Origin of the sequence: Hymenobacter cellulosivorans (assembly GCF_022919135.1) — a bacterium.
Lineage (GTDB): Bacteria > Bacteroidota > Bacteroidia > Cytophagales > Hymenobacteraceae > Hymenobacter > Hymenobacter cellulosivorans.
The window spans coordinates 4,703,964-4,729,598 of sequence record NZ_CP095049.1 but is presented as its reverse complement, the minus strand read 5'-3'; the positions used below and the strand labels follow the sequence as shown (position 1 = coordinate 4,729,598).

25 protein-coding genes are annotated in these 25,635 nt (G+C 62.0%); 16 read left to right on the top strand and 9 right to left on the bottom strand.

Features of this window, described 5'->3' with window-relative positions; genetic code table 11:
- The first annotated feature begins 125 nt into the window (after positions 1 to 125).
- Positions 126 to 713, top strand: coding sequence for a GDP-mannose pyrophosphatase NudK (gene nudK / locus MUN80_RS20060; RefSeq protein ID WP_244715665.1), 588 nt, complete (start codon positions 126 to 128; stop codon positions 711 to 713).
- A gap of 98 nt (positions 714 to 811) precedes the next feature.
- Here nudK and MUN80_RS20055 read toward each other — a convergent pair whose 3' ends face one another.
- The 4 genes from MUN80_RS20055 to MUN80_RS20040 all read right to left on the bottom strand — a co-directional run bounded on the left by MUN80_RS20055 (position 812) and on the right by MUN80_RS20040 (position 4,454).
- Positions 812 to 1,828 carry a helix-turn-helix transcriptional regulator gene (locus tag MUN80_RS20055; RefSeq protein ID WP_244715663.1) on the bottom strand — a complete coding sequence of 339 codons (1,017 nt, stop codon included), beginning with the start codon at positions 1,826 to 1,828 and terminating at the stop codon, positions 812 to 814.
- Positions 1,829 to 1,987: 159 nt separating this feature from the next.
- Complete coding sequence (locus MUN80_RS20050; protein ID WP_244715661.1) at positions 1,988 to 2,551, bottom strand: GNAT family N-acetyltransferase; 564 nt, start codon at positions 2,549 to 2,551, stop codon at positions 1,988 to 1,990.
- Positions 2,552 to 2,682: 131 nt separating this feature from the next.
- Positions 2,683 to 3,405: a LytR/AlgR family response regulator transcription factor gene (locus MUN80_RS20045; RefSeq protein WP_244715659.1), complete on the bottom strand. Its 723-nt coding sequence runs from the start codon at positions 3,403 to 3,405 to the stop codon at positions 2,683 to 2,685.
- Positions 3,402 to 4,454 (bottom strand): sensor histidine kinase, encoded by a 1,053-nt coding sequence (locus tag MUN80_RS20040; protein WP_244715657.1) that lies wholly within the window; start codon positions 4,452 to 4,454, stop codon positions 3,402 to 3,404. The genes MUN80_RS20045 and MUN80_RS20040 overlap by 4 nt, the downstream gene beginning before the upstream one ends.
- Positions 4,455 to 4,698: 244 nt before the next feature.
- On the opposite strand from MUN80_RS20040, the gene MUN80_RS20035 reads away from it, so the two are divergent.
- The 14 genes from MUN80_RS20035 (at position 4,699) to MUN80_RS19970 (ending at position 19,690) form a co-directional block, all read left to right on the top strand.
- Complete coding sequence (locus MUN80_RS20035; RefSeq protein ID WP_244715655.1) at positions 4,699 to 6,096, top strand: S41 family peptidase; 1,398 nt, start codon at positions 4,699 to 4,701, stop codon at positions 6,094 to 6,096.
- Between the two features lie 213 nt (positions 6,097 to 6,309).
- Positions 6,310 to 7,863 (top strand): T9SS type A sorting domain-containing protein, encoded by a 1,554-nt coding sequence (locus MUN80_RS20030; protein WP_244715653.1) that lies wholly within the window; start codon positions 6,310 to 6,312, stop codon positions 7,861 to 7,863.
- A 79-nt stretch (positions 7,864 to 7,942) separates the two neighbouring features.
- Positions 7,943 to 9,178 carry a helix-turn-helix domain-containing protein gene (locus MUN80_RS20025; protein WP_244715651.1) on the top strand — a complete coding sequence of 412 codons (1,236 nt, stop codon included), beginning with the start codon at positions 7,943 to 7,945 and terminating at the stop codon, positions 9,176 to 9,178.
- Between the two features lie 75 nt (positions 9,179 to 9,253).
- Positions 9,254 to 10,717, top strand: a complete 1,464-nt coding sequence (locus MUN80_RS20020; protein WP_244715649.1) for a S41 family peptidase — start codon at positions 9,254 to 9,256, stop codon at positions 10,715 to 10,717.
- Between the two features lie 92 nt (positions 10,718 to 10,809).
- Entirely contained in the window at positions 10,810 to 11,652 is an 843-nt protein-coding gene (locus MUN80_RS20015) for a hypothetical protein (RefSeq protein WP_244715647.1), read from the top strand.
- A gap of 20 nt (positions 11,653 to 11,672) precedes the next feature.
- On the top strand, positions 11,673 to 12,704 hold the full coding sequence (locus tag MUN80_RS20010; RefSeq protein ID WP_244715645.1) for a S41 family peptidase: 1,032 nt from the start codon (positions 11,673 to 11,675) through the stop codon (positions 12,702 to 12,704).
- Between the two features lie 294 nt (positions 12,705 to 12,998).
- Positions 12,999 to 13,571, top strand: a complete 573-nt coding sequence (locus MUN80_RS20005) for a hypothetical protein (protein WP_244715643.1) — start codon at positions 12,999 to 13,001, stop codon at positions 13,569 to 13,571.
- The gene (locus MUN80_RS20000) at positions 13,564 to 14,448 is read left to right on the top strand and encodes a hypothetical protein (RefSeq protein WP_244715641.1); all 885 of its coding nucleotides are present in this window, start codon (positions 13,564 to 13,566) and stop codon (positions 14,446 to 14,448) included. The genes MUN80_RS20005 and MUN80_RS20000 overlap by 8 nt, the downstream gene beginning before the upstream one ends.
- A gap of 202 nt (positions 14,449 to 14,650) precedes the next feature.
- Positions 14,651 to 16,045, top strand: coding sequence for a T9SS type A sorting domain-containing protein (locus MUN80_RS19995; protein WP_244715639.1), 1,395 nt, complete (start codon positions 14,651 to 14,653; stop codon positions 16,043 to 16,045).
- 56 nt (positions 16,046 to 16,101) lie between these two features.
- Positions 16,102 to 17,331, top strand: a complete 1,230-nt coding sequence (locus MUN80_RS19990) for an FISUMP domain-containing protein (RefSeq protein WP_244715637.1) — start codon at positions 16,102 to 16,104, stop codon at positions 17,329 to 17,331.
- 106 nt (positions 17,332 to 17,437) lie between these two features.
- Entirely contained in the window at positions 17,438 to 17,857 is a 420-nt protein-coding gene (locus tag MUN80_RS19985) for an NUDIX hydrolase (protein WP_244715635.1), read from the top strand.
- Between the two features lie 160 nt (positions 17,858 to 18,017).
- Entirely contained in the window at positions 18,018 to 18,470 is a 453-nt protein-coding gene (locus MUN80_RS19980; RefSeq protein WP_244715633.1) for a DinB family protein, read from the top strand.
- A 124-nt stretch (positions 18,471 to 18,594) separates the two neighbouring features.
- On the top strand, positions 18,595 to 19,158 hold the full coding sequence (locus tag MUN80_RS19975) for a GNAT family N-acetyltransferase (protein ID WP_244715631.1): 564 nt from the start codon (positions 18,595 to 18,597) through the stop codon (positions 19,156 to 19,158).
- Positions 19,145 to 19,690 (top strand): GrpB family protein, encoded by a 546-nt coding sequence (locus tag MUN80_RS19970; protein ID WP_244715629.1) that lies wholly within the window; start codon positions 19,145 to 19,147, stop codon positions 19,688 to 19,690. The genes MUN80_RS19975 and MUN80_RS19970 overlap by 14 nt, the downstream gene beginning before the upstream one ends.
- Positions 19,691 to 19,937: 247 nt before the next feature.
- Here MUN80_RS19970 and MUN80_RS19965 read toward each other — a convergent pair whose 3' ends face one another.
- From MUN80_RS19965 to MUN80_RS19945, 5 genes are all read right to left on the bottom strand, one after another.
- Positions 19,938 to 21,515 (bottom strand): flavin-containing monooxygenase, encoded by a 1,578-nt coding sequence (locus tag MUN80_RS19965; RefSeq protein ID WP_244715627.1) that lies wholly within the window; start codon positions 21,513 to 21,515, stop codon positions 19,938 to 19,940.
- 88 nt (positions 21,516 to 21,603) lie between these two features.
- Positions 21,604 to 22,146 (bottom strand): hypothetical protein, encoded by a 543-nt coding sequence (locus MUN80_RS19960; RefSeq protein ID WP_244715625.1) that lies wholly within the window; start codon positions 22,144 to 22,146, stop codon positions 21,604 to 21,606.
- Between the two features lie 228 nt (positions 22,147 to 22,374).
- Positions 22,375 to 22,956, bottom strand: a complete 582-nt coding sequence (locus MUN80_RS19955; protein ID WP_244715623.1) for a cysteine hydrolase family protein — start codon at positions 22,954 to 22,956, stop codon at positions 22,375 to 22,377.
- Between the two features lie 102 nt (positions 22,957 to 23,058).
- Positions 23,059 to 24,057: a helix-turn-helix transcriptional regulator gene (locus MUN80_RS19950; RefSeq protein WP_244715621.1), complete on the bottom strand. Its 999-nt coding sequence runs from the start codon at positions 24,055 to 24,057 to the stop codon at positions 23,059 to 23,061.
- Positions 24,058 to 24,326: 269 nt separating this feature from the next.
- Complete coding sequence (locus MUN80_RS19945; protein WP_244715619.1) at positions 24,327 to 24,503, bottom strand: hypothetical protein; 177 nt, start codon at positions 24,501 to 24,503, stop codon at positions 24,327 to 24,329.
- Positions 24,504 to 24,935: 432 nt separating this feature from the next.
- Between MUN80_RS19945 and MUN80_RS19940 the strand changes: the two genes are divergently transcribed.
- Positions 24,936 to 25,559, top strand: a complete 624-nt coding sequence (locus MUN80_RS19940; RefSeq protein ID WP_244715617.1) for a hypothetical protein — start codon at positions 24,936 to 24,938, stop codon at positions 25,557 to 25,559.
- Positions 25,560 to 25,635: the final 76 nt, after the last annotated feature.

Genomic DNA, 25,635 nt, shown 5'->3' with positions numbered 1-25,635 from the left:
GCAGCTGCCTTTGTCGCCGGCCAGCAGCCTGGGCCGCTTAACGCTGGCGGGGCGCTACCGCAAATGGGCCAGCCGCTTGGGCCCCGCTCCGCATTCCTTTTTTAATTTACCCGAATACGGCAACCATGTATATCCCCGAAGTTAAGACCACCTCAATTGAAGTTCTCTCCGACAACTGGTTCACGTTGCGTAAGATTACCTTTTCATTGCGGCACCCGGATGGGCAGTGGGGCGCATCCCAAAGCCGCGAGGCCTACGACCGGGGCAATGGGGCCGTGATTCTATTGTACAACCCCCAGAAAAAAACCGTGGTGCTTACCCGGCAGTTTCGCATGCCCACCTACCTGAACGGCAACGAAACCGGCCTGCTTATCGAGGCCTGCGCCGGGCTGCTGGACCAGGACGATGCGGAAGCCTGCATCCGGCGGGAAACCGAGGAAGAAACCGGCTACCGGGTGCACAACGTGCAGAAAGTATTCGAGGCTTATATGTCGCCGGGCTCGGTGACGGAGCTGGTCTATTTCTTCGTGGCCGAGTATTCGGAAGAGCAGCGCATCCACGGCGGGGGTGGCGTGGCCGAGGAGCAGGAGAACATCGAGGTGCTGGAGCTACCCTTCACCCAGGCCGTGCGCATGATGCAGACTGGCGAAATCCGGGACGGTAAAACCATCATGCTGCTACAGTACGTGCAGATTAACCGCCTGCTGGAGTAAGTTTTACCCGGAAATACCCGTTGCCAGGTAAGCCGCCATTACCCGGCTGGGGCTCAACCGTTCGCACCCCGGCACAGCTATGAGTCAGTCTCGGTAGCTTAGTGCGCAAGAAGAGCAGCCGACGAAGTAAGGTTTAGGCCAGCGGCAAAGGCCTGGGGTGCCCGGCGCACGTGGGAGGGGCTCAGTCCAAACTTGCGGCGAAAGGCAGTGGCAAAGTGAGCCGGGTTGCCAAAACCCACACTTTCGGCGACTTCCTGCACGGGCTGATCGGTGAGGGTGAGCAGCTGCCAGGCCACGGTGAGGCGTCGCTCGGCAATGTAGCCAAAGACGGTGGTGCCGAACAGCTCGCGGAAGCCTTTCTTAAGTTTGAAGTCGTTGGTGCCGAACAGGCGGGCCAGCTCGAGCAGGCTCGGCGGCTCGGCGTAGTGCGTGTCGAGAAAGTCGCGGATGGCGTGCAGCGTGTCCCGGTCGCGCGAGGAAGCGCCACTGGGCCGCAGCACAGGCTGGGTTTGCTGCTCGATAAACAAGTCCAGGAAGCGGGCCTCCAGAAACAGCTTTTTCAAAGCCCCGCTGTAGGGACACTCGATGATTTGCTGGATGATGGCCCGCTGGGCCGTAGTAACGGCCATGCCCGGGGGCAGCAAGACGAAAGGCGTGGGGTTGACCAGGCGGGCTTCGTGCTTGGCTAACCACTCGGGGTTACCCTGCACCAGCCGGGAAAAGAAGGCGGGGGCGAGGTGGGCCGAAAAACAGGTATACTGCTCTCCCTCAAAGGTGTAAGTGTTCGCCGAGGCCTCGTCGGCCATCAGGTTGTGCTGGCCCGGCCCGATGTGCAGCGGCCGCAGCGCGCACGACTTGGAGCTGACCTGACCCTCAAGCTGGAAGAGAGTCGCCAGCCAGGGCCGCTCCACGGCCAGCTCTATCTGGAAGGGCCGCTGCAGGTGCCCACGCACCACCGACATCTGCAAGCCATCCAGAAAATAATCCTGGAAGTTTATGTGGCTGTCGGCTAGTTGCCACCGCGTGGCGGCCTGCACAAAGCCGGGTTGTTGCTGTAGAATAGTTTGCGCGTTGTCGGTGAACTCAGCCGTGCGAAACTGGAAGAATGTCTCCATAGAGCTAAATGGTTTTAGCGAGCTATATATTTTTGATACCTATTTAATTCTGCTGCTACGCCAGAGTGCAGATTCGTACTAGCCTCGCTCCATCGGGCTTGCACGAAATGAGTGGCAATTAGAGAGTTAACCTGTTAATTTCCAAGCGTTGCCCACATCTTATGCCTTCTGGCTTTCTGACTGGGCCGGGCGTTCGAGCAACAGCGCCGGCTCATCGTGGTAGGTAGTGCGGGCATACTCCCGGTAGCCGAATTTCTCAGCCAGCCGCCGCGAGGCCTCGTTGTCGGGGTCCATCAGGCAGACCGTGCGCGCACCCTGGAAGTGCTTGTCGCCCCAGGCAATGACGGCCTGCACGGCTTCCGTGGCGAGGCCCTGGCCGTGCACGGCGGGGTCGAGCAGCCAGCCAATTTCCGGCGCGTCGCCAATAGGAGGGACGATGTCGCGCTTCCGGTCGACAAAGCCGATGGAGCCGATAAAATGACCTGTAGCCTTTTCTTCCACGGCCCAGAAGCCGAAGCCCTTCAGCACCCAGTGCCCGGCGCTGCGCATAATGGCCACCCACACGTCTTCCTCGCCCAGGGGCTTGCCGGTGAGGTAACGGTAGAAATCCGGGTTCTGGAACATAGCCACAAAGGCCGGCAGGTCGTCAGGGTGGTAGCCGCGCAGCCACAGGCGGGCCGTCTCGAGGACCGGAACAGGATGATTCGGGGTGGCAGCAGGCATAGAGGTAGTATAAAATGGGCTTCAAAAATAACAGGCAGCTCCCATTATGGAAGCATATTCACGTCGCCCGGCAGGCCCAACTATATAATTACGATGAAGTAAAAATGGGCAAGGAGCGGCGCACAACGGCCTTAGCCTGCCTGCGCGGCCCGGTAGAGCTGCTCCCAAAAGGCTTTGCCCACGGGCAGCACGGCCGGGCCGACCTGCACCTGATGCCGCTCGATGAGCTGCACCTGCCGCAAGGCCACGATAAACGATTTGTGCACCCGCACAAAATGCGCGGCGGGCAGCAGCGCGGCGGCTTCCTGCAGCGTCATCAGCACCGATACCTTGCGCATGGTCGTCACGAAGGTGCAGTAGTTACGGTCGGCTTCCACGTACAGGATTTCATCCAGGCGCAGGCGCACCAGCTGCGGGCCGCTTTTCAGAAAGACAAATTCCGGGCTGGGTAGCGGCGCGGCCGAGGGTGCCACCGGAGCGGGTGACGGTCGGGGCAGGGCATCGGTGGCTTTGTGCACGGCTCTGAGGAACCGGTCAAACTCGATGGGCTTCAGCAGGTAATCCACGGCGTCGAAGTCGTAGCTTTTCACGGCGTACTCGGTGTAGGCCGTGGTGAACACCACCAGAGGCGGGTGGCGCAGGGCCTTGAGCAGCTGAATGCCGGACAAATCGGGCATGTTCACGTCCAGAAAGAGCAGGTCGACGGGGTGGGCCTGCAGATAAGTAAGGGCCTGAATGGCGTCCTGGAACGTGTGGGTCAGGTGCAGGGCGGGCGTGAGGCGGGCGTAGTCGCGCAGCACGTCCAGAGCCAGGGGCTCATCGTCGATGGCAATACAGGTCAGCGGGAGGCTCATGGGGCGAGGTCCAGGGTAAGGCAGATGGAAAACGTATCGGGAGCGGCTTTTACCTGCAGCTCATGCCGGCCGGGATAGAGCAGGGCCAGTCGGCGGCGCACGTTTTCCAGCCCGATGCCGCCGGCCGTGGGCAGGGACTCGTGCGTGCGTGGCGCCAGGCTGTTGCGCACGCTAAACCGCAGCTGCCCAGGCTCGGCGGCGCTCAGCTCGATGGCAATAAACGAAGCCTGGCGCAGACTTACGCCGTGCTTGAAGGCATTTTCCACGAAGGGCAGCAGCAGCATGGGCGGCAGCTGCACGGCAGCTAGCGGGCCGGCTTCATCCAGGCTGATGCGCACGGCCTGGTCGGCGGCAAAGCGCATTTGTTGGAGCTCGATAAAGTCGCGGATGTACTGCAGCTCCCGCTCGGCCTCCACCAACGGCACGTTGCTCTCGTAAAGCTGGTAGCGCATCATGTGGGCCAGCTTGGCTACGCTGCGCGCCGTGGTAGGGGCCTGTTCCTGCCGGGCCTGGGCAAAGATGTTGTTGAGTGTGTTAAAGAGAAAATGCGGATTGACCTGGGCCTTGAGAAACTGCAGCTCGGCGGTAAGCTGCTGCTGGGCCCGCTCGTGCTCGGTGCGCTGCCGGGCCATCAGCTCCTGCACGTAGCGGTAGGTAAAGGCCAGAAACACGATGATAAGGTTGTGCACCACTTCCTGATGCAGGGCAAACCAGAACCGGCGGGGCGGCCGCAGCGCGTAGTAATCGTGGAAGGCGTAGACGGTGTATACTTCCACCAGCGACACAACCAGCAGCACCGGCAGCAGCGCCGGCAGGTAAGCCCACCAGCCGCCGGTGCGCAGGCGCCGGGGCATGAGCCAGAGCGTGTTGGCGTAGAAAAGAGTTGCGTTGGCCAGGGTCCAGACGGCGTTGGGCAGCCAGAGCGTATCGGCGGCCAGCCGGTATACCTGCCCGCCCCGGATAAGGTCGAGGCTGGCGGCCAGGTAGCCGGCCACCCAGGCCAGAAGGTGCCACCAGATTTTACGGTTCCAGGTTCGTGGGCTGCGCATAAGGGGCGTTTGAGTGAGCAGTAGGCTGCCATATTGCCTATCGGCGAAAGTACAAAGGCCCACAGGCTCCAGCGCCCAGGAAGGACGAAAGAACGAGAAAGCAGGACGAACGACAAATCAGCAACCCAGTGGCTGTTGGTCCGGGCTAGCCGTCGTTGGGCCCTAATTCCGGGCCGTTGGTGAAAAGGCGTTGGGTGGGGCCGGTGGGGTAGGTTGGTTTGGGCCTTCATCAACTCCTTCCGTTATGCCCTACTTTTCACTCCCGGTTCTTTTCCGCCGGCTCAGCTCAGCCGGCAAGGTGTTGCTGCTGTTGCTGGTTTCTTTCCCCACCGCCGCCCAGCATATCCGCAGCAACGAAGCGCCCATCGACAAGGCCTTCGTGCGCGAGGCCGTGCAGCGCGGCGCGGCCCTGTTCGAGCAGGAGTACATCTATCCGGCCGTGGCGCGCAAAACCAGTCAGCTGCTGCTGCGCAACCTGCAGAAGGGCCGCTACGACGCCATTACCGACATTCACGCGTTGGCTACCCGCCTCACGGCCGACATGCGCACCGTCTGCCCCGACCAGCACGTGGGCTGGCGGGTGCAGGCGCCGCGGCCTGCTACAGCCGCGCCCCGGCCAAGCGGTATCAACGTCAAGGGCTTTTACCGCGTCGATATTCTGCCCGGCAACGTGGGCTACCTGGAAGTGCGCGCCTTTCCCGACGAGAGCGTGGCTGCCCACCAAGTCGTCGGGGCCATGACCTACCTGAGTGGCTGCGACGCCGTGATTCTGGACTTTCGCCAGAACGGGGGCGGCAGTCTGCTCAAAGACCTGCTGCTGGGCTACTTCTTCCCCAAACCTGTGCACCTGAATGACATCGTAAGCCGCGACTACGTGGAGCACGAGTACAGCCAGCCCGTGCAAGTCCGGCTGCGGCGTCTGAAACTCGATTCGGCCAGCAACCAACTGCGTGCCGATACGCTGCTGCGCGTGCCAAGCAAGTTGCAGCAGGCTCCCGTGTACGTGCTGACCAGTTCCCGCACGTTTTCGGCGGCCGAGGCGGTGGCCTACGAGCTGAAAGCGTTGAAGCGCGGCCTTACGGTTGGCGAAACCACCCGGGGCGGGGCCAACCCGGTCGGGGGCAAGGCCGTCAACGAGCGGCTGCTGCTGCGCATTCCCTTTGCCCACGTCGAAAATGCGGTGACCAAGGCCAACTGGGAAGGCGTGGGTGTGCCGCCCGACATCCCCGTAAAAGCCACTCACGCCCTGGAAACCGCCCATTTGGAAGCCCTGAAGCGCCTGATCGAACAAGCTCCCACCCCCGAAGCTAAGCAGCGGCTAACCTGGGACCTGGAAACGGCGCGGGCCCTGTACCGCCCAGCCCCGCTCGACCCGGTTGCCGCTGAACGCTACGTGGGCAGCTTTGATTTCGAGCAGATCGTGCGGGAGCAGGGCCGCCTCTTCCGCCTCGACCGGGGCTACCCCGTGGCCCTGACGCCCCTGGGCCCGCACACCTTCGTGGTGGATGAAGAGCTGCGCTTCGAGTTTCAGCCCGACGCCAGCGGCGCCATTACCTCCCTGACCCTGCTCCGCAAAGACGGCAGCCTCGTCAGTTTGCCACGCCGCGCTACGGGCGAGAAGCCGGCCAGTGCCAGCCAGTAAAGGCTGTTGGCCGGGGCTCAGGGGCACAGTTGACGCGCCGCGAATAATCCCAGAAACAGAAGGAGGAATCCGTTTGGCGAAGGTCGGCGACGGTAGCGGCCGGTAATTTTGCTAGGCGCCAGAAGGGAGAACAAAGGAGCTGTCCTGCTGGCTGCTGGTGGGGCGCTGCGGCACCCCGGTTCGCCTATTTCTTCCCTTGCCCATTGTACCGTTATGAAATTCTCATTCGCTCTGCTAGCCGGTAGCCTGTTGCTTGCTACTTCCGCCCTGGCTCAAATTCCGACCAAGCAGTGGGATGTTACCGTCGGCGGCAGCGACGAGGAGCGCTTTGCCAATATGCAGCCCACGCCCGATGGCGGCTATATTCTGGTGGGTACTTCCGTTTCGCCAGCCTCGGGCGACAAAAGCCAGGACAACCAGGGAGGGGAAGATATCTGGGTGGTGAAACTTGATGCCAACCGGACCAAGCAGTGGGACCGGACCCTGGGCGGCACCAGCTACGACGGGGCCCAGCGCGTGCTGCCCACCGCCGACGGCGGCTACCTGATAGGCGGCTATTCCAATTCCCCGATATCAGGTGACAAAACCCAGCCCAGCCAGGGAGATACCGATTTCTGGCTCATCAAGCTCAATGCCCAGGGCCATAAACTCTGGGACCGGAGCTTCGGCGGAACCGGCGACGATAACCTGCTAAGTCTGGTGCCAACGCCCGACGGCGGGTTCTTGGCTGGAGGCAGTTCCAACTCGCCCGTGTCGGGGCAGAAAACCCAGGCCAGCCAGGGTGGCAACGACTTTTGGCTGGTGAAAGTCGATGCCCAGGGTACCAAGCAGTGGGACCAAACCTACGGGGGCAGCGCCGCCGAGGTGCTGGCCAGCGTGCAGGTGCTGGCCGACGGCAGCTACCTGCTCGGGGGCTCTTCCAAATCAGGCGTTTCGGGCCATAAAACGCAGGCGAGCCAAGGCAACTGGGATTACTGGCTGGTAAAAACCGATGCTCAGGGCCGTAAGCTCTGGGACCGGACCTTCGGCGGCGCTGGCAGCGACTACCTGTCTGATATGCGCCTAAGCGCCGATGGCAGTGTGCTGCTGGCCGGCCGTTGCGCCTCCGCGGCCGGCGGCGACAAAACCCAGCCCCAACTGGGCAGCTGGGACTACTGGGTTGTGAAAACCGATGGGCAGGGCACCAAGCTCTGGGACCGGACCGTGGGCACGCCCCAGGAAGACCTGCTCAACTGCCTGCTGCCTACCACTGACGGTGGCTGCCTGCTCGGGGGCAGTTTAGGAGCTGCTGCCATGTATGGCGTGGTGAAGCTGGATGCCCAGGGCACCCAGCAATGGACGCACCGCTGGGGTGGCGACGGGGACGCGCGACTGATGCAGATGCTACCCGCTGCCGACGGAAGCTACCTGCTCGGAGGCATGTCCACCTCCACCGCTACGGGCGACAAAACCCAGCCCAGCCGGGGCGGCCTGCTCTACGGCGACTACTGGGGCCTGAAGTTCGATATCAGCCAGCCTCTGCCGGTAGAGTCTGCTCAGGAGGCCTCCGGCCGCGCGCTGGCCGTATTTCCTAATCCCGCTGCCCGCTCCAAGCCGGTGCAGCTGCGGTACCGCCCGACGGCGGCCCCGGTAGGGCTGTTTACGTATCTGGGCCAACTCGTGCGGCAGTGGCCGGCCGGTACTACTCTCCTCGACGTGCAGCATGTGGCTCCGGGTCAGTATCTGGTGCGGGTCGGGACGCATACTACCCGCCTGATCGTGCAGTAAATGCTGGTTGGAAACTGAAGGAGGCGCAGCGCGAATTCGCGCGGCATAACGTATTTTTCCTGCTCAATTAAGGGCCGTTATGTCAATTTTCGCGCTGCAGATTCTATTGGTGGGGGGCGCCACGCAGGGGCTGTGCCTGGCCTTGCTGCTGGCCACCCGCCACGCCAATCCCTTGGCTAACCGGCTGTTGGCCCTGCTAATGCTACTCGTGTCGGCGCAGTCGGTGCTGGTGGCCTTCGACACCCGGGAGTTCTTTCTGGCCTTTCCGCACCTGAGCCGGATCGGCTGGCTGCTGCCCAGCTTGTTTGGGCCGTTGCTTTACTTGTTTACCCGCAAGCTCACCAGTCCCGCGCCCCGCTTGCGCCGCGCCGATGCCTGGCACCTGCTGCCCTTCGCCTTGGTGCTGGCTTATCTGCTGCCGTATTACCTGCAGCCGGCCGCCGCCAAAATAGCCTACCTCCGTGACTTCCAGGCCGCCTCGCGCGACGACTTTGGCTGGCTAAACCAATTGCTCAACCTGGAACATATCGGTTACCTGCTGGCCGCCCTACACGCGCTGCGACGCCACGGCCAGCGGATACGCGACGAGTTTTCGGACCTGACCCGCCTGCGTCTGCGCTGGCTGCGGCAGTTTCTGCTTTTCACCCTGGGCATCGTCTTGGTGGGGGTGGCCGCCTTTTACGGCCGCAAGTGGGGCCTGTCTTGGATCAGCAACGTCTACCATTTCCACTACCTGGGCGTCATTGGCCTCATTTATTGGATTGGCTACCGGGCCCTGGCGCAACCCGAGCTGTTTAGCTCCGCCCAGCAGGATATTCCGCCAGGTGCGGCCGCCGGGGGGCCAAACGTCGGTGCGGCTGCCTTGGTAGTGGCACTGGAGCCGACCCCCGCGGCCCTGCCCGCGCCTCCGGATACAACGGCAGCGCCAGCGGCCAAGTACCAGAAGTCGACCCTGACGCCGGAGCAGGCCCAGGAAGTAGCCGACGCCCTGCTCGCCTTTATGCGGGCGCACAAGCCCTACCGCCAGAATAGCCTTACTATCCAGGAGCTGGCCCGGCAGTTGGAGCTGCCCAAGCATCGTCTCTCGCAAGTGCTCAATGAGCAGCTCGGGAAAAACTTTTACGATTTCGTGAATGAGTACCGGGTGGAGGAGGTGAAGCACCTGCTCCGCGACCCGCGCTACGCCCACTACAGCACCCTGGGAATAGCCGAGGAAGCGGGCTTCAACTCCAAGGCTACCTTTAACGCCGTTTTCAAGAAAATAACGGGTGTGACTCCGTCGGAATACGCCAAACAGTCGGAAATAGGGGTCTGAATTCGCCGGGTCGGACGACGCGCCTGGTGTGGCTGCCTACGTTTGCAGCTTCAGACAACCACTTTCTCTTTCGTTATGAAAACGACTATTTGGCCCCTGCTGCTGGTTCTGTTGCTCGGGGCCCCGCGAATGGTATTCAGCCAAGATGAGCCCGCCCAGCGCCAGCTCACCGTCGAGCAGCAGCAGACCGACTTTCGCCTGTTCCGCGCCGCCCTGGAGCAGGTGCACCCGGGCGTGTACCGCTACACGCCCAAGGCCCGGTTCGATGCCCTCTTCGACAGCGTGTATGGCCGCCTCCAAGCCCCGCTGAGCGAGCAAGCCTACTACGCCATGCTCACCCCGCTGATGGTGCAGCTGCGGTGCGGCCACACCAAGTTCATTCCCGCCCAGCGCGACGATAAGTACCCGTACCACACCAGTCAGCTGTTTCCGCTGCGTCTGCACCTGCTCGGCGGCCGGGCTTACGCGCTGTATGCCTATGATGGTAGGAATATCGTGCCGCCCGGGGCCGAAATCCTGCAGATCAACGGCCGCCCGGTGGGGGATATCCTGACCGGCCTGCTGCCCTACGTGTCGTTTGCTGACGGGGCCACTACCACGGCCAAATGGCTGGAGCTCGATGCCTTCTTTGCCGGTTATTACGCGGCTTTCGGTCAGGCCGCCGACCGCTACACGGTGCAGTACCGGCAGCCCGACGGGCGCCTGGCCCAGGCCGAGCTGCCCGCCACCACGCTGGCCACGATTAAGGCCGTGGAAAAGCAGCGGGCCCCGGCTCCGCGCTACCCGGTGCGCCTGGAGTTCTTGCCCAACGACGTGGCTACGCTGACCATCGACCATTTCTGGGTAGGCGAGCAGGAAGAACCGTTCGAGAAGTTTCTGGCCTCGGCCTTCCGCCAGCTGCGGGCCCGCGGCACCAAGGCGCTGATCTTGGACGTGCGCAACAACGAGGGCGGCATGGACGGCTACGGCTCCCTGCTGTATTCCTACCTGGCCCGGCAGCCCTTCAGCTATTATAGCCGCATTACGACCCATCCGCGCCGGGTGGCTATTCAGGAGCAAGTCCACAGCGAATGGTTTTACGGGATATACCGGCACCTGCTGATTAGCCGGGCCAAAGACGGCACCTACGAATACCGGCACCGCCAGGGCCTGAAACGGCAGCAGCCCCAGAAAAAAGCCTTTGTCGGCGACGTGTACGTGCTGACCAACGGCTGGAGCTTCTCGGCCACGGCCGAGTTTGCCACCGCCGTCCGGGCTCAGGGTCGAGCCACGTTTATCGGGCAGGAAACCGGCGGGGCTGCCGGGGGCGACAACAGCGGCTTTTTTGCCTTTGTCAACCTGCCCCACAGCGGCATCACGATGGGCCTGCCGGTGTGGAGCTACTACATGGCCCAGCCCGGCAGCCACCCGGAGCGCGGCATCATTCCCGACTACGTAGTGGAGCCCACCGCCGCCGATGTCCTCAGCGGCACGGACCCCGAAATGCAGCTGGCCCAGGACCTGATCCGCAAAAAAGCGGAAGCAGCCGCCCGCCAGTAACCCGCTTCCTTCCTGTCTTTTCTCCTGCTTTTTTCAGAGCAGCTGCCACCGGCTTGCCCTGGTCATTCGTGCTTTTTCCTGTTGAACCTCTTATGAAAACCTATTGCCTTGCCCTGGCGCTGGCTGCGCTACCGGGCGTCCTCCTGGCCCAGGATGCGCCGGCGGGCTTCGCCACCCGAAACCAGCTGACCGTCGGGCCTACTTTGGGAAACCGGAAAGTGAAAGATCTGCAGGCCTCGCCGCTGATGTACGTGGCCAACCCCGCGGGCCTGCAGCTGACCTACGCCCACATTTCCGAGCGCAGCCGCTTTCGGGCCGAAGTGCAGGCCGGCACCAGCTCCTTTACTGCCCCGGCCCTGGGACCCCGCACCTACATCTTCACCGACGAAAAAATAACCGGCGAAACCACCCGCAGCACCCTGGTGCTGGCCCCCGACCTCTACCAGGGCTCCGTGCAGATTAGCTACTTGCGCCGGGTAAACACTGCCAACCCGGCCAACAAGTGGCGCAGCTTTGCCGGCCTGAGCCTGCACGACCAGGTGAGCTATGCCGACGGGGTAGCCATGACCACCTGGGCCCTGAACTCGGCCACGCTGAATCTGGCCCTGGCCGGCGAGTGGCACCTGCGGCCGGCCCACGTGCTGACTCTGCAGGGCGCTGTGCCGCTGGTCGGGCTGGTGTCGCGGCTGCCTTATAGCAACGTGCTGTCGTACCCGGAGCGCAGCTACGCGCACTTGTTTTTCAGCCAGGGAACCCGCCTGGCCACCTGGAACCGGCTGCAGCGCCTGCAGCTGCAGGTCGGCTACGAGGCCCAACTCAGCCCGCATTTCGGCCTGGGCCTGCAGTACCAGGTCGAGTGGTTTCACTATAGCCGGCCCCGCTCCATTACGAGCTTGTCGAACCAGGGCAACCTGCAGGTTATCTATCATTTCTAGGCCGACGTCCGGCATCTACTATGAAAGCAACGAAACAACTAGCTCGGGCAGTAGCCCTGGGCCTGCTGCTACTAACGGGGACCGGCTGCGAGAAAATGCTGGTGGGTCCTCAGGTCACGAATACGCCCGAGGAAAACTTCGACCTGCTCTGGCGCGAGTTCGATCAGCTTTACGGCAGCTTCGAGGTGCGGGGCGTCGACTGGAACGGCCTCTACGCCCAGTATCGTCCGCAGGTGACGCCCGCTACGTCCGAGGCCGAGCTGCTGGGCATCGTGGGCCACCTGCTCGACCACCTCAACGACGGCCACGTCTGGATTGCCACGCCCGGCGACCCGCCCCGGCGCTACGACAGTGGCAAGCACTACGCCAAAACGGACTTCGATCTGAGCGTGGTGAAAAGCCGCTACCTAAAGAATGCGCAGCAGATCGGGAACGACGTTACGTATGGCACGCTCGCCAACGGCCGCCTGGGCTACGTGCACTTGCTCAGCCTGGGCGCTTCCCCCAAATTCTACGAGGAAGCCATGGGGAAGGCCCTGGACGCGTTAAAGGACACCGAGGGTCTCATCGTGGATGCGCGGGAGCTGACCGGTGGGGATGACCGCAGCAGCCAGCTCGTGGCCAGCCGGTTTGCCTCGGCCCGCAAGCTCTTCATGACCAGCCGCTGGCGCAACGGGCCCGGCCACCAGGATTTCACGCCCCGGGTAGAGTGGTACGTGCAGCCCGGCGGCGCCTGGCAGTACCGCAAGCCCGTGGTGCTGCTTACCAACCGTTTTACGCAGAGCGCGGGCGAAACCTTCACGCTGGCCATGCGCCAAAACCCGAACGTGACGCAGCTGGGCGACTCCACCTACGGCATCTTCTCGGAGGCCACCCGGCGGGAGCTGCCCAACGGCTGGATCGTGAGCCTGAGCGTGGGCGACTACCGCGCCGCCGACGGGCAGAGCTACGAAGGCATCGGGCTGGCCCCGCAGGTGCTGGTGAAAAACCGCAAGCAAGACGTGCTGGCCGGCCGCGACGAAGCCCTGGAAAAGGCCATGCAGCGCCTCTAAACCGGGAGTGGGGTGGGGGCGGAGGAGGACATCGAACAAAAAATCCGGCTCAGAAAAGCGGGAATCCGGCTGGCAAAAGTCCCCGCGACCAGGGCCCGGTAGCTTTGTTCATGCTTCACGCAACCGTGCTGGCAGCTCACTTCTACTCCCTTTCCCGTGCTTGCCTTCTTCCTTTCGACCCGGTTTTGGGCCTTTCTTTATTCGTCGGGCTTGGCCTTACTTCTGCTTGGGGCCGGCTGCGAACTTTCGGCGCCCCAGTCGGCTGAGCAACCGTCCGCAACTTCTGGGCAGGGCTTGGGAACAAGCGCCCCGGCAGCTTCCGCTGACTCGGCTCCGGGTGTCCCGCTGCCGGTGGCGGCCAGCCTGACGGGAGCACCGCGCCCGGAAGTAGAAGCTTACGACACCGTGCCCCCGGCCAGTATTCGGATAAATGAGCACCCGCTGGTGCAGCGCCGGGTCGATGTGATACGCCGCCTGGGCGCGGCTGATTCCACCTTTGGCTTCACCGACGATATTGCCTCCTGCCTGCGGGCAGCTGATACGGCAGCCGTGTACGAGGTCTACGACCGGGCCGTGTATCTGCGCCGCGGAGGCCGGCTGCAGTTTATGCAAAGCTGGCCGGTAGGAGCCGAGTTCAGCGTGGAAGTTGGCAACAGGCGCATCCGGCGGGGCGACCCGCTAACGGCCCTGCAACGTCTTTTTCCCGTGAGCTACCAGCACCGTATCACCCTGGCCGACCCGCGTTACCAGAGCCTGGTGATTTGCCCGCCGGCTAAGGTGGCCGATGATGAGCAGTATGAATTCGTGTTGTTTGAGGGCCGCGTGGTGCAGTTCAAACGCACCCTGATTTGTGACTACCATGACTAAGCCGCGGTTAACTCGCCGCCAGTCCGGCGCGCCCCGCCAGTTGCGTTGGTGCCTGGCGCTTGCCGTACTACTGGGGTGTAGCCCGGAAAACACGCCCCAGGGAATTCTACCTTCGGCTTTAGCCGCGGCTGCCACTCCCACGAATCTGGTAGTTCCGCTGCCGCTCGAACCTTCACTGGCCAAACCCACCGCAACGCCGCAAGAGTGGGAGGGCAGCTGGCAGCTGAAGTCAACCTTTGCCGCCTCGAACCTAACGATAACGCCCGGCCGGGACGGTACCTTCAAATTTGCGCTGTCGGCCTACGATGGAGCCCATACCGGGGAGCTTTCGGGCTCGGCCACCATCTACCAGAACACGGCTACTTTCACCGGCAATGCCGAGGAAACCGCCGGTTGCCGCCTGCGCTTTGAGCTGGAAGGCAACATCATCCGGGTCGAGCAGCTGGCCGGTACCTGCGACGCTGGCGTGGGCGTTACCTACGCGGGCCGCTATACCAAAGCGGCTGAATTCCGCCAGCAGGCCGCTAGAGTAGCCACCATGCGCAGCCTGGGAATTCTGACTGAGCCCCAAGACGAGGCCTTACGCCGCCTGGTGGGGCCCGACTACGCCCTGTTTACCGGCTCCTCCCAGCTTAGCGACGAGGCTCCGGACAGCACCGGAACCGGCGCCACCGTGCATCATTCCTATGTGCGGGGCCTGGCCAGCATTCTGGAAAACGTGGTTCTGACCAAGCATGACGCGGTGCTTTGGGCCGCCGTGATTCAGGACGACAGTATCCTCTTTTACTCCACCCAGCCCCGGCAGGCCGCCCTTCCGCTAACCCGTATTCAAGAGCTGCTGGGCGACAAGACCGTGCGTGATAAAACGCCCCGCTGAGCTAGCCTCTGGTGGTTTTTGCCCCCGCGTTTCGCTTCCGCTGCCGGTTTGAATCCGGCAGGGACAAGTTGTAATCCGTTTGGCAAAAGTCCTTGGAAAAGCGGTGCTCTAGCTTTGCAGCATCGATAAACACTTCCGCCCAGGCCTGCTATTCCGGCGCGAGAGCCGACCCATCGGTGCTACCTCTTCAACTGCTTTTGCCATGAGTTCTTCCCCTCGGCCCCGGCTTGCCCAGGCAACCTTCCGGGCGGCCTTCTGCCTACTCTTGCTATTCGTAGGCTCTACCAGCGCCCAAGCCCAAATACCAACGGCCTGGCAAACCACTCACTCGTTTCCGTACGGGCCCAAAATGGGCCTGGCCGCTACCGGCGACTCGACGCTGATAACCGCCGTGGAGGCCGGAGTTTTGCGCACTGCCAATCGGGGCCGCACCTGGACGCTGGCGCTGCGGGCCCACTATGTGACCTCCATTTTTGCCACGCCCAGTGGGCTGCTGTTGGCTGGCGGCGTGGGTAAACTATACCGGAGCCGCAACGGCGGGCTCAACTGGGACTCAACCCGGCTGGCCACTGTTTACCCGGTCGTGGCTATGACCGCAGCGCCGCAGGGGGGCTTGCTCGTAGGCACTGGGGCCCTTGATGCTGCTGGCAACGAAGTCGGCAGCGGGGTGTTTTTCTCCGCCGACAACGGGCAAACCTGGAGTGCGCGCAACACCGGGCTGGGAGCCGGGCGCTTTGTGAATCACGTGGCCGCCGACAGTCAGGGCCGCCTCTACGCCACTGTTACGGATGAGGTAGTAAAAAACCAACCTGGGCTGTATATGTCCTTCGACGACGGCCTGCACTGGCAGTATTTGCCGATTCGCCTCGCGGGCCCCGGCTGGCCCGACCCGGTATCGGCCTTCGATGTAACGGCCCTGGCGGTAAGCCCCCAGGACTCCCTGCTGTGCAGCTTCACCGGCGCCTATCAGGGCATTGGGGTGATGGGCAACTTCGCCAAGAGCCTGAGCCAGATAACGGACCCAACCATCGGCTGGACCGTGCGTGGGGGCACCAGCGGCCAAAACTGGTGGTTTCGGGAGCCGCTGAATACCTTCTTTTTCGCCCGCAACGGTACCTGGTTCAACTCGCGGCAGGGCCTGCCGAATACCGGCGGTACTCTGATGTCCCGAAACCATGGCCGCTCGTGGACGCTGCTGCGCAATGGGCTGGGCGTGGGGGTGGGTGGGCTCCGCGAAGTACAGCAGTTCGCCGAGTTTGCCGACGGCAAAGTCTACATGGTGCAGAACACCGACCCGCTGGTATACTGGCTTGATGCGGGCACAGCGCTGGCCAGCGCCCCGCCCCAGCTAACGGCCTCGCTCCAGCTATTTCCTAATCCGGCTACCAGCGTGGTGCACCTGGCAAACCATACGGGCCAGGCCATCCGCAGCCTTACGCTCACCGACCTGAGCGGCCGCCTCGTGCGCCGCTTCGAGGTAGCCGCCGCCGACAATGCCCCGGCGCTGCCTCTCCACGACCAGGCTCCGGGCCTCTACCTGCTCAACGTCACGCTCGGTGATGCCCGCGTTGTGCGGCTGCACCTGATTCGGCAATAATACCGGGCCGCATGGCTCACTTCCTTACTTCTCGCTCCTCCAACCTTTTACCCGCTATGAAATCAACAAAAATCTTCACCCTCCTCTTACCCCTCGCCCTGCTGACCGGTGTGCTCGGCGGCTGCAAAGAAGACGGCGCCGCGCCGGCCAACCCGACGACGAACCCGCCGACTACCGACCCCGAGCCGCTGCCGAACACGCCGTTCACTACCATTCCCAATGAGCTGGTCGGTACCTGGTTTGCCGCTCACAACGCCGAGCCGCTGACGACCAACTGGGAAAAGGGGACCTTCCAGGGCGAGCAGGGTTACCGCGAATTCCGCACGATGGTCTTTACCAAAGACGGCAAAAATGCCCAGGAGTATACCTCGCAGGTGTACATCAACGGCGACGAAACCAAGCAGTACCTCTCCAAAGTTACCGGTACGCTGGAGTACAAAACCACGCCCGCGTCCCTGATTTTTCACGCCCAGGCCGGCACCGTACGGGTGTTCAGCAACAAGTATTCGGGCTATAAGGAGTCGCCCATCATCCGCAAGGACATTGACGCCTATATCAGCGTGCTCTACGGCCCCCAGGCCACAACCTTTCCGACTGCTACCAACTTCCTCGACGCGCAACGCGCAGATGGCACGAATCACTTTTCGGTGCGGTATCAGAAGGTGAGCGGGACGGACGCGCCTCCCACCAACCCGGACGGGCTCTACACCTCGCCGCCGGCCACGGGACCCTACGTCAAGGTTGGGAGCCTGTACTATCCCACCGTCGTCATTGGCACCCAGGAGTGGATGAGCGTCAACTACGCGGGCGACGGGGGCATCAAAGTCAACACCAAGCCCCACTACGGTACCTTCCTCAAATTCGCCGACCTGAACACGATTCCGGTGCCCGCCGGCTGGCGCATTCCGACCAAGGACGACTACGTGAAACTGCTGGCCTCCCAGGGCCTGGTTATGAGCAGCTGGGAATCGACGGACGGGTCGGACCTGGAATCGAAGCGGCGGCTGGGCAAGCTCATGGCCACCACCGGCTGGCTGAAGCAGGACGGCTACGCCACCAACAGCTCGGGCTTTACGGCGGTGCCGGCCAATATGCAGGCCGTCAACGGCACTCCCAACGGGGAAGGCGCGAACTGCCTGCTCTGGACGGCGGAGAGAAACGCCGAGGATAACCCGGTAGCCTTCAAGATTATCCAGCTGCCCAGCGACTCCTTCGCCGCCTTCGGTCCGTACCCGGTCGGCTACAATCCCGCGCATTTGCCCGTACGCCTGGTGCGGGATAAATAAGGCCCTACGGTCGGCCGTGCTAGCTGCTTGCAGCTGGCCCGGCCGGCTTTTCTTTTTTATACTTCTGCTTCCGACTTGAACCAACCGCTACTACTTGCTTACTGCCATGATTGATAAACTAGCCTGGATACGCGTTGAGAACGGCAAGATCCTGACGGCCCGCAGCCGCAACCGCGACATCTACTACATTCCCGGCGGCAAGCGGGAAGCCGGGGAAACGGACGAGCAGGCCCTGCGCCGCGAAATCAGCGAGGAGCTCACCGTCGACCTGATTCCTGAGTCGGTGCAGCTGCTCGGCGAGTTTGAGGCCCCGGCTCACGGTCAGCCGGCGGGCACCCTGGTGCGGCTGCGCTGCTACTCGGCCGAGTATGCGGGCGTTTTGCACCCCTCGGCCGAAATCGAGGAAATGCAGTGGCTCAGCTACGCCGACCGGCACCGCGTCTCGGAAGTGGCCCGGCTCGTGTTCGACTTTCTGCACCAGCGCGGCCTACTGACCGGCAGCCTGGTGGCCGCAGCCGGCTTATAGCAGTACTGCAGCGGCAGTGACCCCCAGGGCTCTGCCCAATACAGGTGCTAACCCCGCCTGGCCGTCGGTGGCGGCCGAGCGGGGCGTACTATTTTTTCCGCCTGCTTTTTGGGGCCCGCCGATTACACAAGCTACGGGCTCCGCAACCCAGCCTCAACCGATGACTACTTTCTTCGAAAAGCTATTCGACTACAACTACCAGAGCAACCTGCGGGTGATAGAAGCGCTGTTGATCCAGGAGACGAAAAGCTCCTCCAAAGCCCTGGAGCTGCTCGGCCACATTCAGCAGGTGCATGCCGTGTGGAACCGCCGGGCCGCTACCCCAGGGCAGCTTGAGGAAGCAAACCTGGCGGCCGGGCTCCAGGACACGGAAACCGTGAATTATCAGAATACCCTGTGGCTTATTCGTCACGCGAGCCTGTCGGAGCTGGTGCACTACCAGACTACCACCGGTCTGGCCCGGGCCGATTCGCGGCAGGATCTACTGTTTCACATCCTTAATCATTCCACCTACCACCGGGCCCAGATTGCCACCGAGTGTCGGCACCAAGGAACAGAGCCCGTAGCCACGGACTATCTACTGTACGCCTGGAAAAGCAAGCCCTATCAGTAGGCCATCCGCTAATAAAAAGGCTGTTGGAGGCTGGTATTCTCGAGGAGAAGTGGTTTGTCACCCCTTGTCCTGCTGCCTGGCACCCTTGACATAAGAGTTCATTTAAATCAGTTAAACCAAAAGAATGGAGAAACTACTTCCCCACGTATTGTCTACCCCGCGGCTGCTGTTGCGGCAGTGGCGTCCGCAAGACCTCGACGCGTTTGCCGCCCTGAATGCCGATACGGAGGTAATGGAGCATTTTCCGGCCGTGCTAAGCTGGGAAGAAAGCGCCGCGCTGCAGGCCCGGCTTTCGGCGCACATAGCGGCTACGGGCTGGGGCTTATGGGCCGTAGAAATACCCGGCCTGGCGCACTGCATCGGTTATTGTGGTCTAAAACACGTGCCGTTCGAGTCGTTCTTCACGCCGGCCGTCGAAGTGGCGTGGCGGCTGGCCCGCCCGTACTGGGGCCAGGGCTACGCCTGGGAGGCGGCTACGGCCGCCCTGGCGTTTGGCTTTCAGGAGCTGGGCCTGCCCGAAATCGTGGCCTACACCATTCCCAGAAACTACCGCTCGGAGCGGCTTATGCAGCGCCTGGGTATGGTAAAACAAGGCCCGGAAACCTTTGAGCACCCACTTCTGTCGCCGGGCCACCCAATGCGCCCGCACGTGCTTTACCGCAAAAGTCAACTTGATGCAACCCATTGAAATCGTAGACTATAATCCGGCCTGGCCTTCCTGGTTTGAGGAGCTGAAAAACGTGTATGCAACTGAAGTAGGGCCGTGGGTACGGGCCATTGAGCACGTCGGCAGCACTTCCGTGCCCGGCCTGGCCGCCAAACCGATTCTGGACATTGACCTGATAATTGAGTCGCCCGGGCGACTGGCCTTGTTGGTTGAGAAGCTGGCCGGGCTGGGCTATCAGCACGCGGGCGACCAGGGCATTCCGGAGCGGGAGGCATTTAAACGGCTTGATGAAACTGTGCCCTATATTTCTCCCCGTCGCAGCTGGCCCGCGCACCACCTCTACGTGTGCATTGCCGGCAGCGCCAGCCTGACCAACCATCTGACCCTGCGCAACTACTTACGAACTCACCCGGCTCAAGCCCAGGCATATGCCGCGCTTAAGCGCAAATTAGCCCGGCAGCATCCTTATGCTATAGAGAGTTACGTTGAAGGCAAAACAGCGTTTATCCTCGATATTATCGGCCGAAGTTCCGCTCAGCCCGCGGCCAAGTAGGAGTGTTCGTGGTAAGTGCGGGCTGAGTTCTCCACCTGACTCATACTTCTTCCACCGGCTAGACTGTTGAACTTGCTACAATAAAGCCCGCAAAGCAAAAGCCCCGTGCTGGGCGGACAACAAATCTGTTATCTGCCCGGCACGGGGCTTTTGCTTTGTAAACAAAAACGGTACGCAGCAACACGTCCCGCCCACGAACCTCCGGCCAGAGGAGCGCGAGCGAAACGGAAGCCGGGGCCAGCCGCTGCTAGGCTACTAGCTCGGGCTGTAGCTGCTGCACTAGCTCTTGCAGGGCCTGGTGCTGGGGCAGGCGGGCGGCCAGCATCTGCAGTTGCTGCAGGTGCTGCGGCGTTAGGGGCATGGGCTGGCCATCCGTGAAGTAGCGCACGTTGCGCTCGAACCGGGCACGGGCGTCGGGCTGACTGCCGTGGCCTTCCATGCGGAATTGGGCCGGGGCCAGCATACCGAAAAATAGCTCCTGGGCCAGCTCTGGGTAGCGGGACAGGGCAGGGGCCACGCCCAGGTTGCCGGCAAACAGCTCAGCGGCTTCCTGACAGGTAAACATGCGCCGATATTGGCGAAAATGCTGGAAATCAGCCACGCCGCCGACCATTTCTTCGGCCGTGGGCGGCATGCAGGCCCCACTCCAGCAGCCGGCAATCCAGCGGGCCTGCAGCTCGGCCGACACGAAGTAGGAGCCAATCTGCTCGAACATCCCCATAAAGGCCATGTTGGGCAGGGCGGGGTGAAAGGTGAAGTCGTGCAGGTCAATGAACTTGTCGTCGAGGTTGGTTTCCCGCCGCAGCTCTTCACTCAAATAGGGCAGGTTCAAATCGTAGCCCGTGGCCAGAATAATGGCATCGATGGGCAGCTCCCGTCCGTCGGTGAGCACCACGCTGGTGGTGGTGAAAGACTCCACGCCTGGCACGGCCTGGATGCGGCCTGCGGCCACGTGGTCGAGGTAGTCTTGGCACTGCGACACGCCGGCTTCGAGCAGGCTCTCGGCCGGACGTGGGGCCCCGTAGTCGGCCGGGTTGCCCACGGCGCTCAGGATAATCTGCCGGAGGCCTTCGGCGGCTTCGGCCGGGGGCAGGGCCTGGTTGGCATAAGCGCCGAAGCGGGTGAAGGCTAGCTGGTCGGTGGGCACGCCGTGCATGATTTTGCGGGCAATGTAGCGGGGCTTGCGGCAGGAGGAAATCACCTGCGTGCCCTCGGCGCTGGCCACGTCGCTGGCAATTTCCAGCCCGCTGATGCTGTTGCCCACTACTAAGACGCGTTTTCCCCGGAACTCCTCCCGGCCCCGGTAGTCGAAGGAGTGCAGCACCCGGCCCCAGAACTGGTCGAGGCCCGGCGTGGCGGGGTAGTAGGGCTTGTTGTAGCGGCCCGAGGCCACGATGACGTGTGAGAAAAGCTCCGTGCGTCGCTCCCCGGCCTCATTTACGGTCTGAAGCAGATACTGGCCCTGCGGCCCGCGGCTAAGCTGCTCCACGCGGGTATTGAAGCGCACGTGGGCATTCACGCCAAACCGCTCGGCATAGGAGCGCAGGTAAGCCAGCACCTGCTCAGTGGGCGGATACATGGGCGTGCCGGCGGGGTAATCGGCATCGGAAAACGACATTTTGATGTGGCAGGAGTTGGCCGGCATTCCCGGCCACTGCCCGCTGTGGGCGGCGCCCTGGTTCCACTGGCCGCCCAGCCCGTTGCTTTGCTCAAAGAGTACCGGCGTGAGGCCGTCTTCGAGCAATGATTTGGCCGCCACGATACCGGCCGGCCCCCCGCCGATAATGGCCACTTTGGGGGAGAAAAGAGAGGAAGTTGTGTTCATAGCTGTAGAAAGAGAGTGGAAAAGCGTGATTTCAGAGAGCAGAAAATTGCACCGGCAGCGGTAGAAATTCCGGCTGCCGAATGGCGCACTAGGGCGCTACGACGGAGAATTCGCCGCTAAACGACTTGCCGGCCTTCGAGCACTCGTCCTCTGCATTCTGGTCGAGCAGTTCGCCGGAAAAGGTGCCTTTGGCGCGCTTGCCAGCCACGTACTCCGTCAGCTGCACCTGGCCGGTGGTAGAGTAGTAGTCTGACGTGGTGGGGCACAGCAGGGCCTTGTAGTTGTTGAATTTCGTGTCGTGAATCTGGTACTCTACCTGGCTGACCTGCTCGTAGATGTTGAGGTCGGTGCGGTAGGGGTAGTTGCCCGGGGTGGAGCCGAATACGGAGATGGTCAGGTAGTCCTTGCTCGTCGAGCCGGCAGTAATTGTCAGGCTCTTGATAGAGCCCATCTGCCCAACACTGATGCGGGCATCGGAGTACACCTTGGTCTGGCCGTCGAAGTTTACTTTCAGATACCCTTGCGCGGCCGTGGGCGTGGGGTCCTGATCTTTGGAAGAGGAATTGGATTGGCACGAAGCCAGCAGACTCACCAGCACGCTGGCAGCGGTAATTGTGGTCAGCAGACGCATGACGAACAACGGTTAGATGGAAAAGAGAAGGGTGGAAGCAGGCTGGCAAGGCTGCCACTCGCCGCTTGGCGAAATGGTGCGCCAGGTACACTCGCGAGGTTGGCTAACTTGCTGATACAAAGCTACCGGGCGTAGCTGCTGCGGGCTTTTTCCAAACGGACTTTTCCTTTTCTCTACCGGATTCTAACGGCGCGGCTTTGCCTGAGTACTTACCAAAAGGGTGTGGAATTAGCTCTGTAGAGCGAGTTTCGAAGTAATTTTATCTATCACCTGGTCGGTGGTCAGAACGGTGGCAAATTCGCCGTGCAGGCTGGCCAGGGCGGTGTGGTGAACCAGCTCGGCGGGGTAGAGCTGCCCGTCGAAGCCCTGTTTGTCAAACGTGGCTGAAGCATCGGCAACCAGGTAGGTTTCGAAGCCCAGGTTGCCCGCCATGCGGGTCGTGGTCGACACGCAGTGGTCGGTAGTAAGGCCGGCAATGACGAGGGTGTGAATCTGCTGTTCTTCCAGGTAAGCTTGCAAATTGGTGCCAATGAAAGCACTGTTCACCGACTTGGCGAAAACCGGCTCTTCTGCAATTGGCTTCATCTCGTCCTTGAACTCGTTGCCCGGCTGGCCTAGGCGCAAGGGCGAAGTCGGGCTGCTGGAGTCATGCTTTACGTGGATGACCGGCCAGCCCTGCGTCCGCCAGTGCGTAAGCAGCCGCCCGGCATTGGCTTCGGCCTGCATATTATTTCTATTTCCACCCCAATAGGCCTGGTCGTCAAACGCCTTTTGAATGTCGATAAGTAGCAGTGCGGGTGTAGTCTTCATGGCCTAAATCAGGTGAAATATAGCTAGGGATAAATGTCGATGGGAGGTCGGGAAAGAACTCCGGCCCCGACATTCGAATAGGCAAAGCAGCTGGGAATCCGCTTACCGCATGCTTACCAGGTCGGCGTAGTGGGCGTGGGGCACGCGGCGTACCTGGGAAGGCGTTTGCCCAAACTTGCGGCGGAAAGCGGTGGCAAAGTGGGCGGCATTGACGAAGCCGACGCTTTCGGCGACTTCCTGCACGGGCTGGTCGGTGAGGGTGAGCAGCTGCCAGGCCACGGTGAGGCGACGCTCGGCAATGTAGCCAAAGACGGTGGTGCCGAACAGTTCGCGGAAGCCTTTTTTGAGCTTGAAGTCGTTGGTGCCGAACAGGCGGGCCAGCTCGAGCAGGCTCGGCGGCTCGGCGTAGTGGGTGTCGAGAAAGTCGCGGATGGCATGCAGCGTGTCCCGGTCGCGCGAGGAGGAGCGGGTTTTCATCTGGGTGAGCAGGGTTTGCTGCTCGATAAACAAGTCCAGGAAGCGGGCTTCCAGAAACAGCTTTTTCAGGGCCCCGCTATACGGGCACTCTATAATCTGCTGGATGATGGCGCGCTGCTTAGGCGAAATACCGATGCCCGGGGGCAGTAGCACGAAGGGGTCGATGCGGTCCAGGCGGGCCCGGTGAATGGTGAGCCACTCCTCGTTGCCAACGACCAGCTGGGTAAAAAACTCGGGCTCCACGTGCACCGAGAAGCTGGCGTAGTCCTGTCCCTGAAAGGTGTAGTGGTTTTTCGTCGTCTCGTCGCCCATTACGTTCTGGTGGCCGTGCCCGATATGGAGCGGGCGCATAGCGCAGGACTTGGAGTTGATCTGTCCGTCGAGCTGGTAGAGCATGGCCGTCCAGGGGCGCTCCACGTCCAGCTCCAGCTTCAGGGGCTGCTTCAGGTTGCCGCGCATGGTGGTGAGCTGCACGCCACCGAGCAGGAAATGGTCCGTGAACTGCAACTGCCCATTGTCGCTTTGCCACGTCGAATCGGCCTGTAGCAGGCCCGCCTGCTGGTGCAGCGTGGTCTGGCAGTTGTCGGTAAATTCGGCCGTGCGAAATTGGAAGAAGGGTTGCATAAGCATTCCTGGTAAGTACCGTGTAAGAATAAGTAGCGTGGGCACCGCAAAATTGGCCTTTCCCCGTACGCGTGGCAATCGCACAAACATGTTACGCCCCAAAGTCGGGAAAGCGTTGCCGATATTGCCCACCAGGCCCGTCCGGCTCTGATACGGTAGATTCCGGCTTGGAATTGATATGGGGAAGCTGCAAATGCGGGAGCGGCAATGGTTAGCAGCGACCTGCCAAAGCCAACTTCGCCGGTCCACACAAAGATGTTAGCCTGGGCTTAGCAGAGTCCGGCCTGAAGCTCTTTGCCGGGGCGGTAGTGGCAGTTGTCGGGGCCCGTTTTGGTTAGTCCGGCCGGAGCAGTCTGGGCAGGCTCCGAAGGGCGAAGCTGCTTTTTGTTTTGGGTGTTTAAGCAGGCCATACCATTCAGAAAGGCGTGTACAAAATGAGGATTCATTACGGGTGCCAGATAAGAGTTAGGCGAAAATTTTACGTGGTGGCAGTTCCGGTGCTGGTCGGCTAGGACGGCGGTTGCAGGCCGTTAGGCCAGCCCCGGAAGTGAATGCAAAACTAAGCGGCCCTTTCCTGGCTGGCTTTCGCGAAACGGAGTCATACTTTCCTCTGCAGGACTTTCGGACCCGCCCGGCAAGCCTATTAGCGGGCAGCTAAGTGGCTAAGGGCGACATAGAATTGGGTGGGTGAGCTGCCCAGCGCCGGCCAAAAATCCGGGAGGCACAAATGGGAATCCGTTTGAGGAAACTCCGCCGCAAAAGGGGGCTGTAATTTTACACTACCAGTAAGCTGCCTGCTCCCGCCCCGCGCCTACATGCGAAGTGCCGCCGTGCCAGACAGCTTCGGGAATACGCCGCGCTTTTTTCTATTAGACACTATGTCAGAGTCATCGGAGCCACTACCGCTCCAGGAGGAGGGTCCCATGCCCATCTCATTCCGGGCTACCCCTTATGACGCTGCCGGCCCCGCTCCGGTAGTGGCCATGGGGTATTACTTCTATTTTCCGGTCCCGGGCCGCTGCCAGAGCCAGATTCATCACACCCCCCACAATACGGGGCGGGCTAGGCTGGGTCAGCAATATCTGCGGCTGCAGTTCTCGTCTCTGCTCGACGCCGTTCATTTCCGCATCGACCGGACCGAGCTGCTACCGGGCTGGATCGGTACGTACCAGCTGCGCTGCCCCACGGTACCCGCCGCGCCCGGCCGCGTTACGTATTGCTATACCTGCCAGGAAAAGCCCGGCAGCGGCGTCAGCCGCCTGCGCTTCCGTGGCGTGGGCTCCCGGCTCACGGGCGGAGTTACTATCACGGCGTATGATCCGCAGCGCCAGTTGCTTAGCGGCTACTACGAGGTTCGGGCCAGCAACCAGCCAGCTCCCGCGCATCGGGGCCTGGCAGAGCACCGGTGCACGATTGTGCTGGCCGGCGACTTCAACGACCTTTGCGTGGGAGCCAAACCAGCACCCGATACACTGCCGGTGCCGACTACGGGCGGCATTTGAACGTGCTATATGTACAAAAGCAACAAGGGCTCGGCATTGCCGGGCCCTTGTTGCTTTTGCAGGGTTCAGAGCTTAT

Bases quoted from the DNA above. Each gene is read 5' to 3' on its own strand.
- nudK (WP_244715665.1), top strand. From the start codon at position 126: ATGTATATCCCCGAAGTTAAGACCACCTCAATTGAAGTTCTCTCCGAC.
- MUN80_RS20055 (WP_244715663.1), bottom strand. From the start codon at position 1,828: ATGGAGACATTCTTCCAGTTTCGCACGGCTGAGTTCACCGACAACGCG.
- MUN80_RS20050 (WP_244715661.1), bottom strand. From the start codon at position 2,551: ATGCCTGCTGCCACCCCGAATCATCCTGTTCCGGTCCTCGAGACGGCC.
- MUN80_RS20045 (WP_244715659.1), bottom strand. From the start codon at position 3,405: ATGAGCCTCCCGCTGACCTGTATTGCCATCGACGATGAGCCCCTGGCT.
- MUN80_RS20040 (WP_244715657.1), bottom strand. From the start codon at position 4,454: ATGCGCAGCCCACGAACCTGGAACCGTAAAATCTGGTGGCACCTTCTG.
- MUN80_RS20035 (WP_244715655.1), top strand. From the start codon at position 4,699: ATGCCCTACTTTTCACTCCCGGTTCTTTTCCGCCGGCTCAGCTCAGCC.
- MUN80_RS20030 (WP_244715653.1), top strand. From the start codon at position 6,310: ATGAAATTCTCATTCGCTCTGCTAGCCGGTAGCCTGTTGCTTGCTACT.
- MUN80_RS20025 (WP_244715651.1), top strand. From the start codon at position 7,943: ATGTCAATTTTCGCGCTGCAGATTCTATTGGTGGGGGGCGCCACGCAG.
- MUN80_RS20020 (WP_244715649.1), top strand. From the start codon at position 9,254: ATGAAAACGACTATTTGGCCCCTGCTGCTGGTTCTGTTGCTCGGGGCC.
- MUN80_RS20015 (WP_244715647.1), top strand. From the start codon at position 10,810: ATGAAAACCTATTGCCTTGCCCTGGCGCTGGCTGCGCTACCGGGCGTC.
- MUN80_RS20010 (WP_244715645.1), top strand. From the start codon at position 11,673: ATGAAAGCAACGAAACAACTAGCTCGGGCAGTAGCCCTGGGCCTGCTG.
- MUN80_RS20000 (WP_244715641.1), top strand. From the start codon at position 13,564: ATGACTAAGCCGCGGTTAACTCGCCGCCAGTCCGGCGCGCCCCGCCAG.
- MUN80_RS19995 (WP_244715639.1), top strand. From the start codon at position 14,651: ATGAGTTCTTCCCCTCGGCCCCGGCTTGCCCAGGCAACCTTCCGGGCG.
- MUN80_RS19990 (WP_244715637.1), top strand. From the start codon at position 16,102: ATGAAATCAACAAAAATCTTCACCCTCCTCTTACCCCTCGCCCTGCTG.
- MUN80_RS19985 (WP_244715635.1), top strand. From the start codon at position 17,438: ATGATTGATAAACTAGCCTGGATACGCGTTGAGAACGGCAAGATCCTG.
- MUN80_RS19980 (WP_244715633.1), top strand. From the start codon at position 18,018: ATGACTACTTTCTTCGAAAAGCTATTCGACTACAACTACCAGAGCAAC.
- MUN80_RS19975 (WP_244715631.1), top strand. From the start codon at position 18,595: ATGGAGAAACTACTTCCCCACGTATTGTCTACCCCGCGGCTGCTGTTG.
- MUN80_RS19970 (WP_244715629.1), top strand. From the start codon at position 19,145: ATGCAACCCATTGAAATCGTAGACTATAATCCGGCCTGGCCTTCCTGG.
- MUN80_RS19965 (WP_244715627.1), bottom strand. From the start codon at position 21,515: ATGAACACAACTTCCTCTCTTTTCTCCCCCAAAGTGGCCATTATCGGC.
- MUN80_RS19960 (WP_244715625.1), bottom strand. From the start codon at position 22,146: ATGCGTCTGCTGACCACAATTACCGCTGCCAGCGTGCTGGTGAGTCTG.
- MUN80_RS19955 (WP_244715623.1), bottom strand. From the start codon at position 22,956: ATGAAGACTACACCCGCACTGCTACTTATCGACATTCAAAAGGCGTTT.
- MUN80_RS19950 (WP_244715621.1), bottom strand. From the start codon at position 24,057: ATGCAACCCTTCTTCCAATTTCGCACGGCCGAATTTACCGACAACTGC.
- MUN80_RS19945 (WP_244715619.1), bottom strand. From the start codon at position 24,503: ATGAATCCTCATTTTGTACACGCCTTTCTGAATGGTATGGCCTGCTTA.
- MUN80_RS19940 (WP_244715617.1), top strand. From the start codon at position 24,936: ATGTCAGAGTCATCGGAGCCACTACCGCTCCAGGAGGAGGGTCCCATG.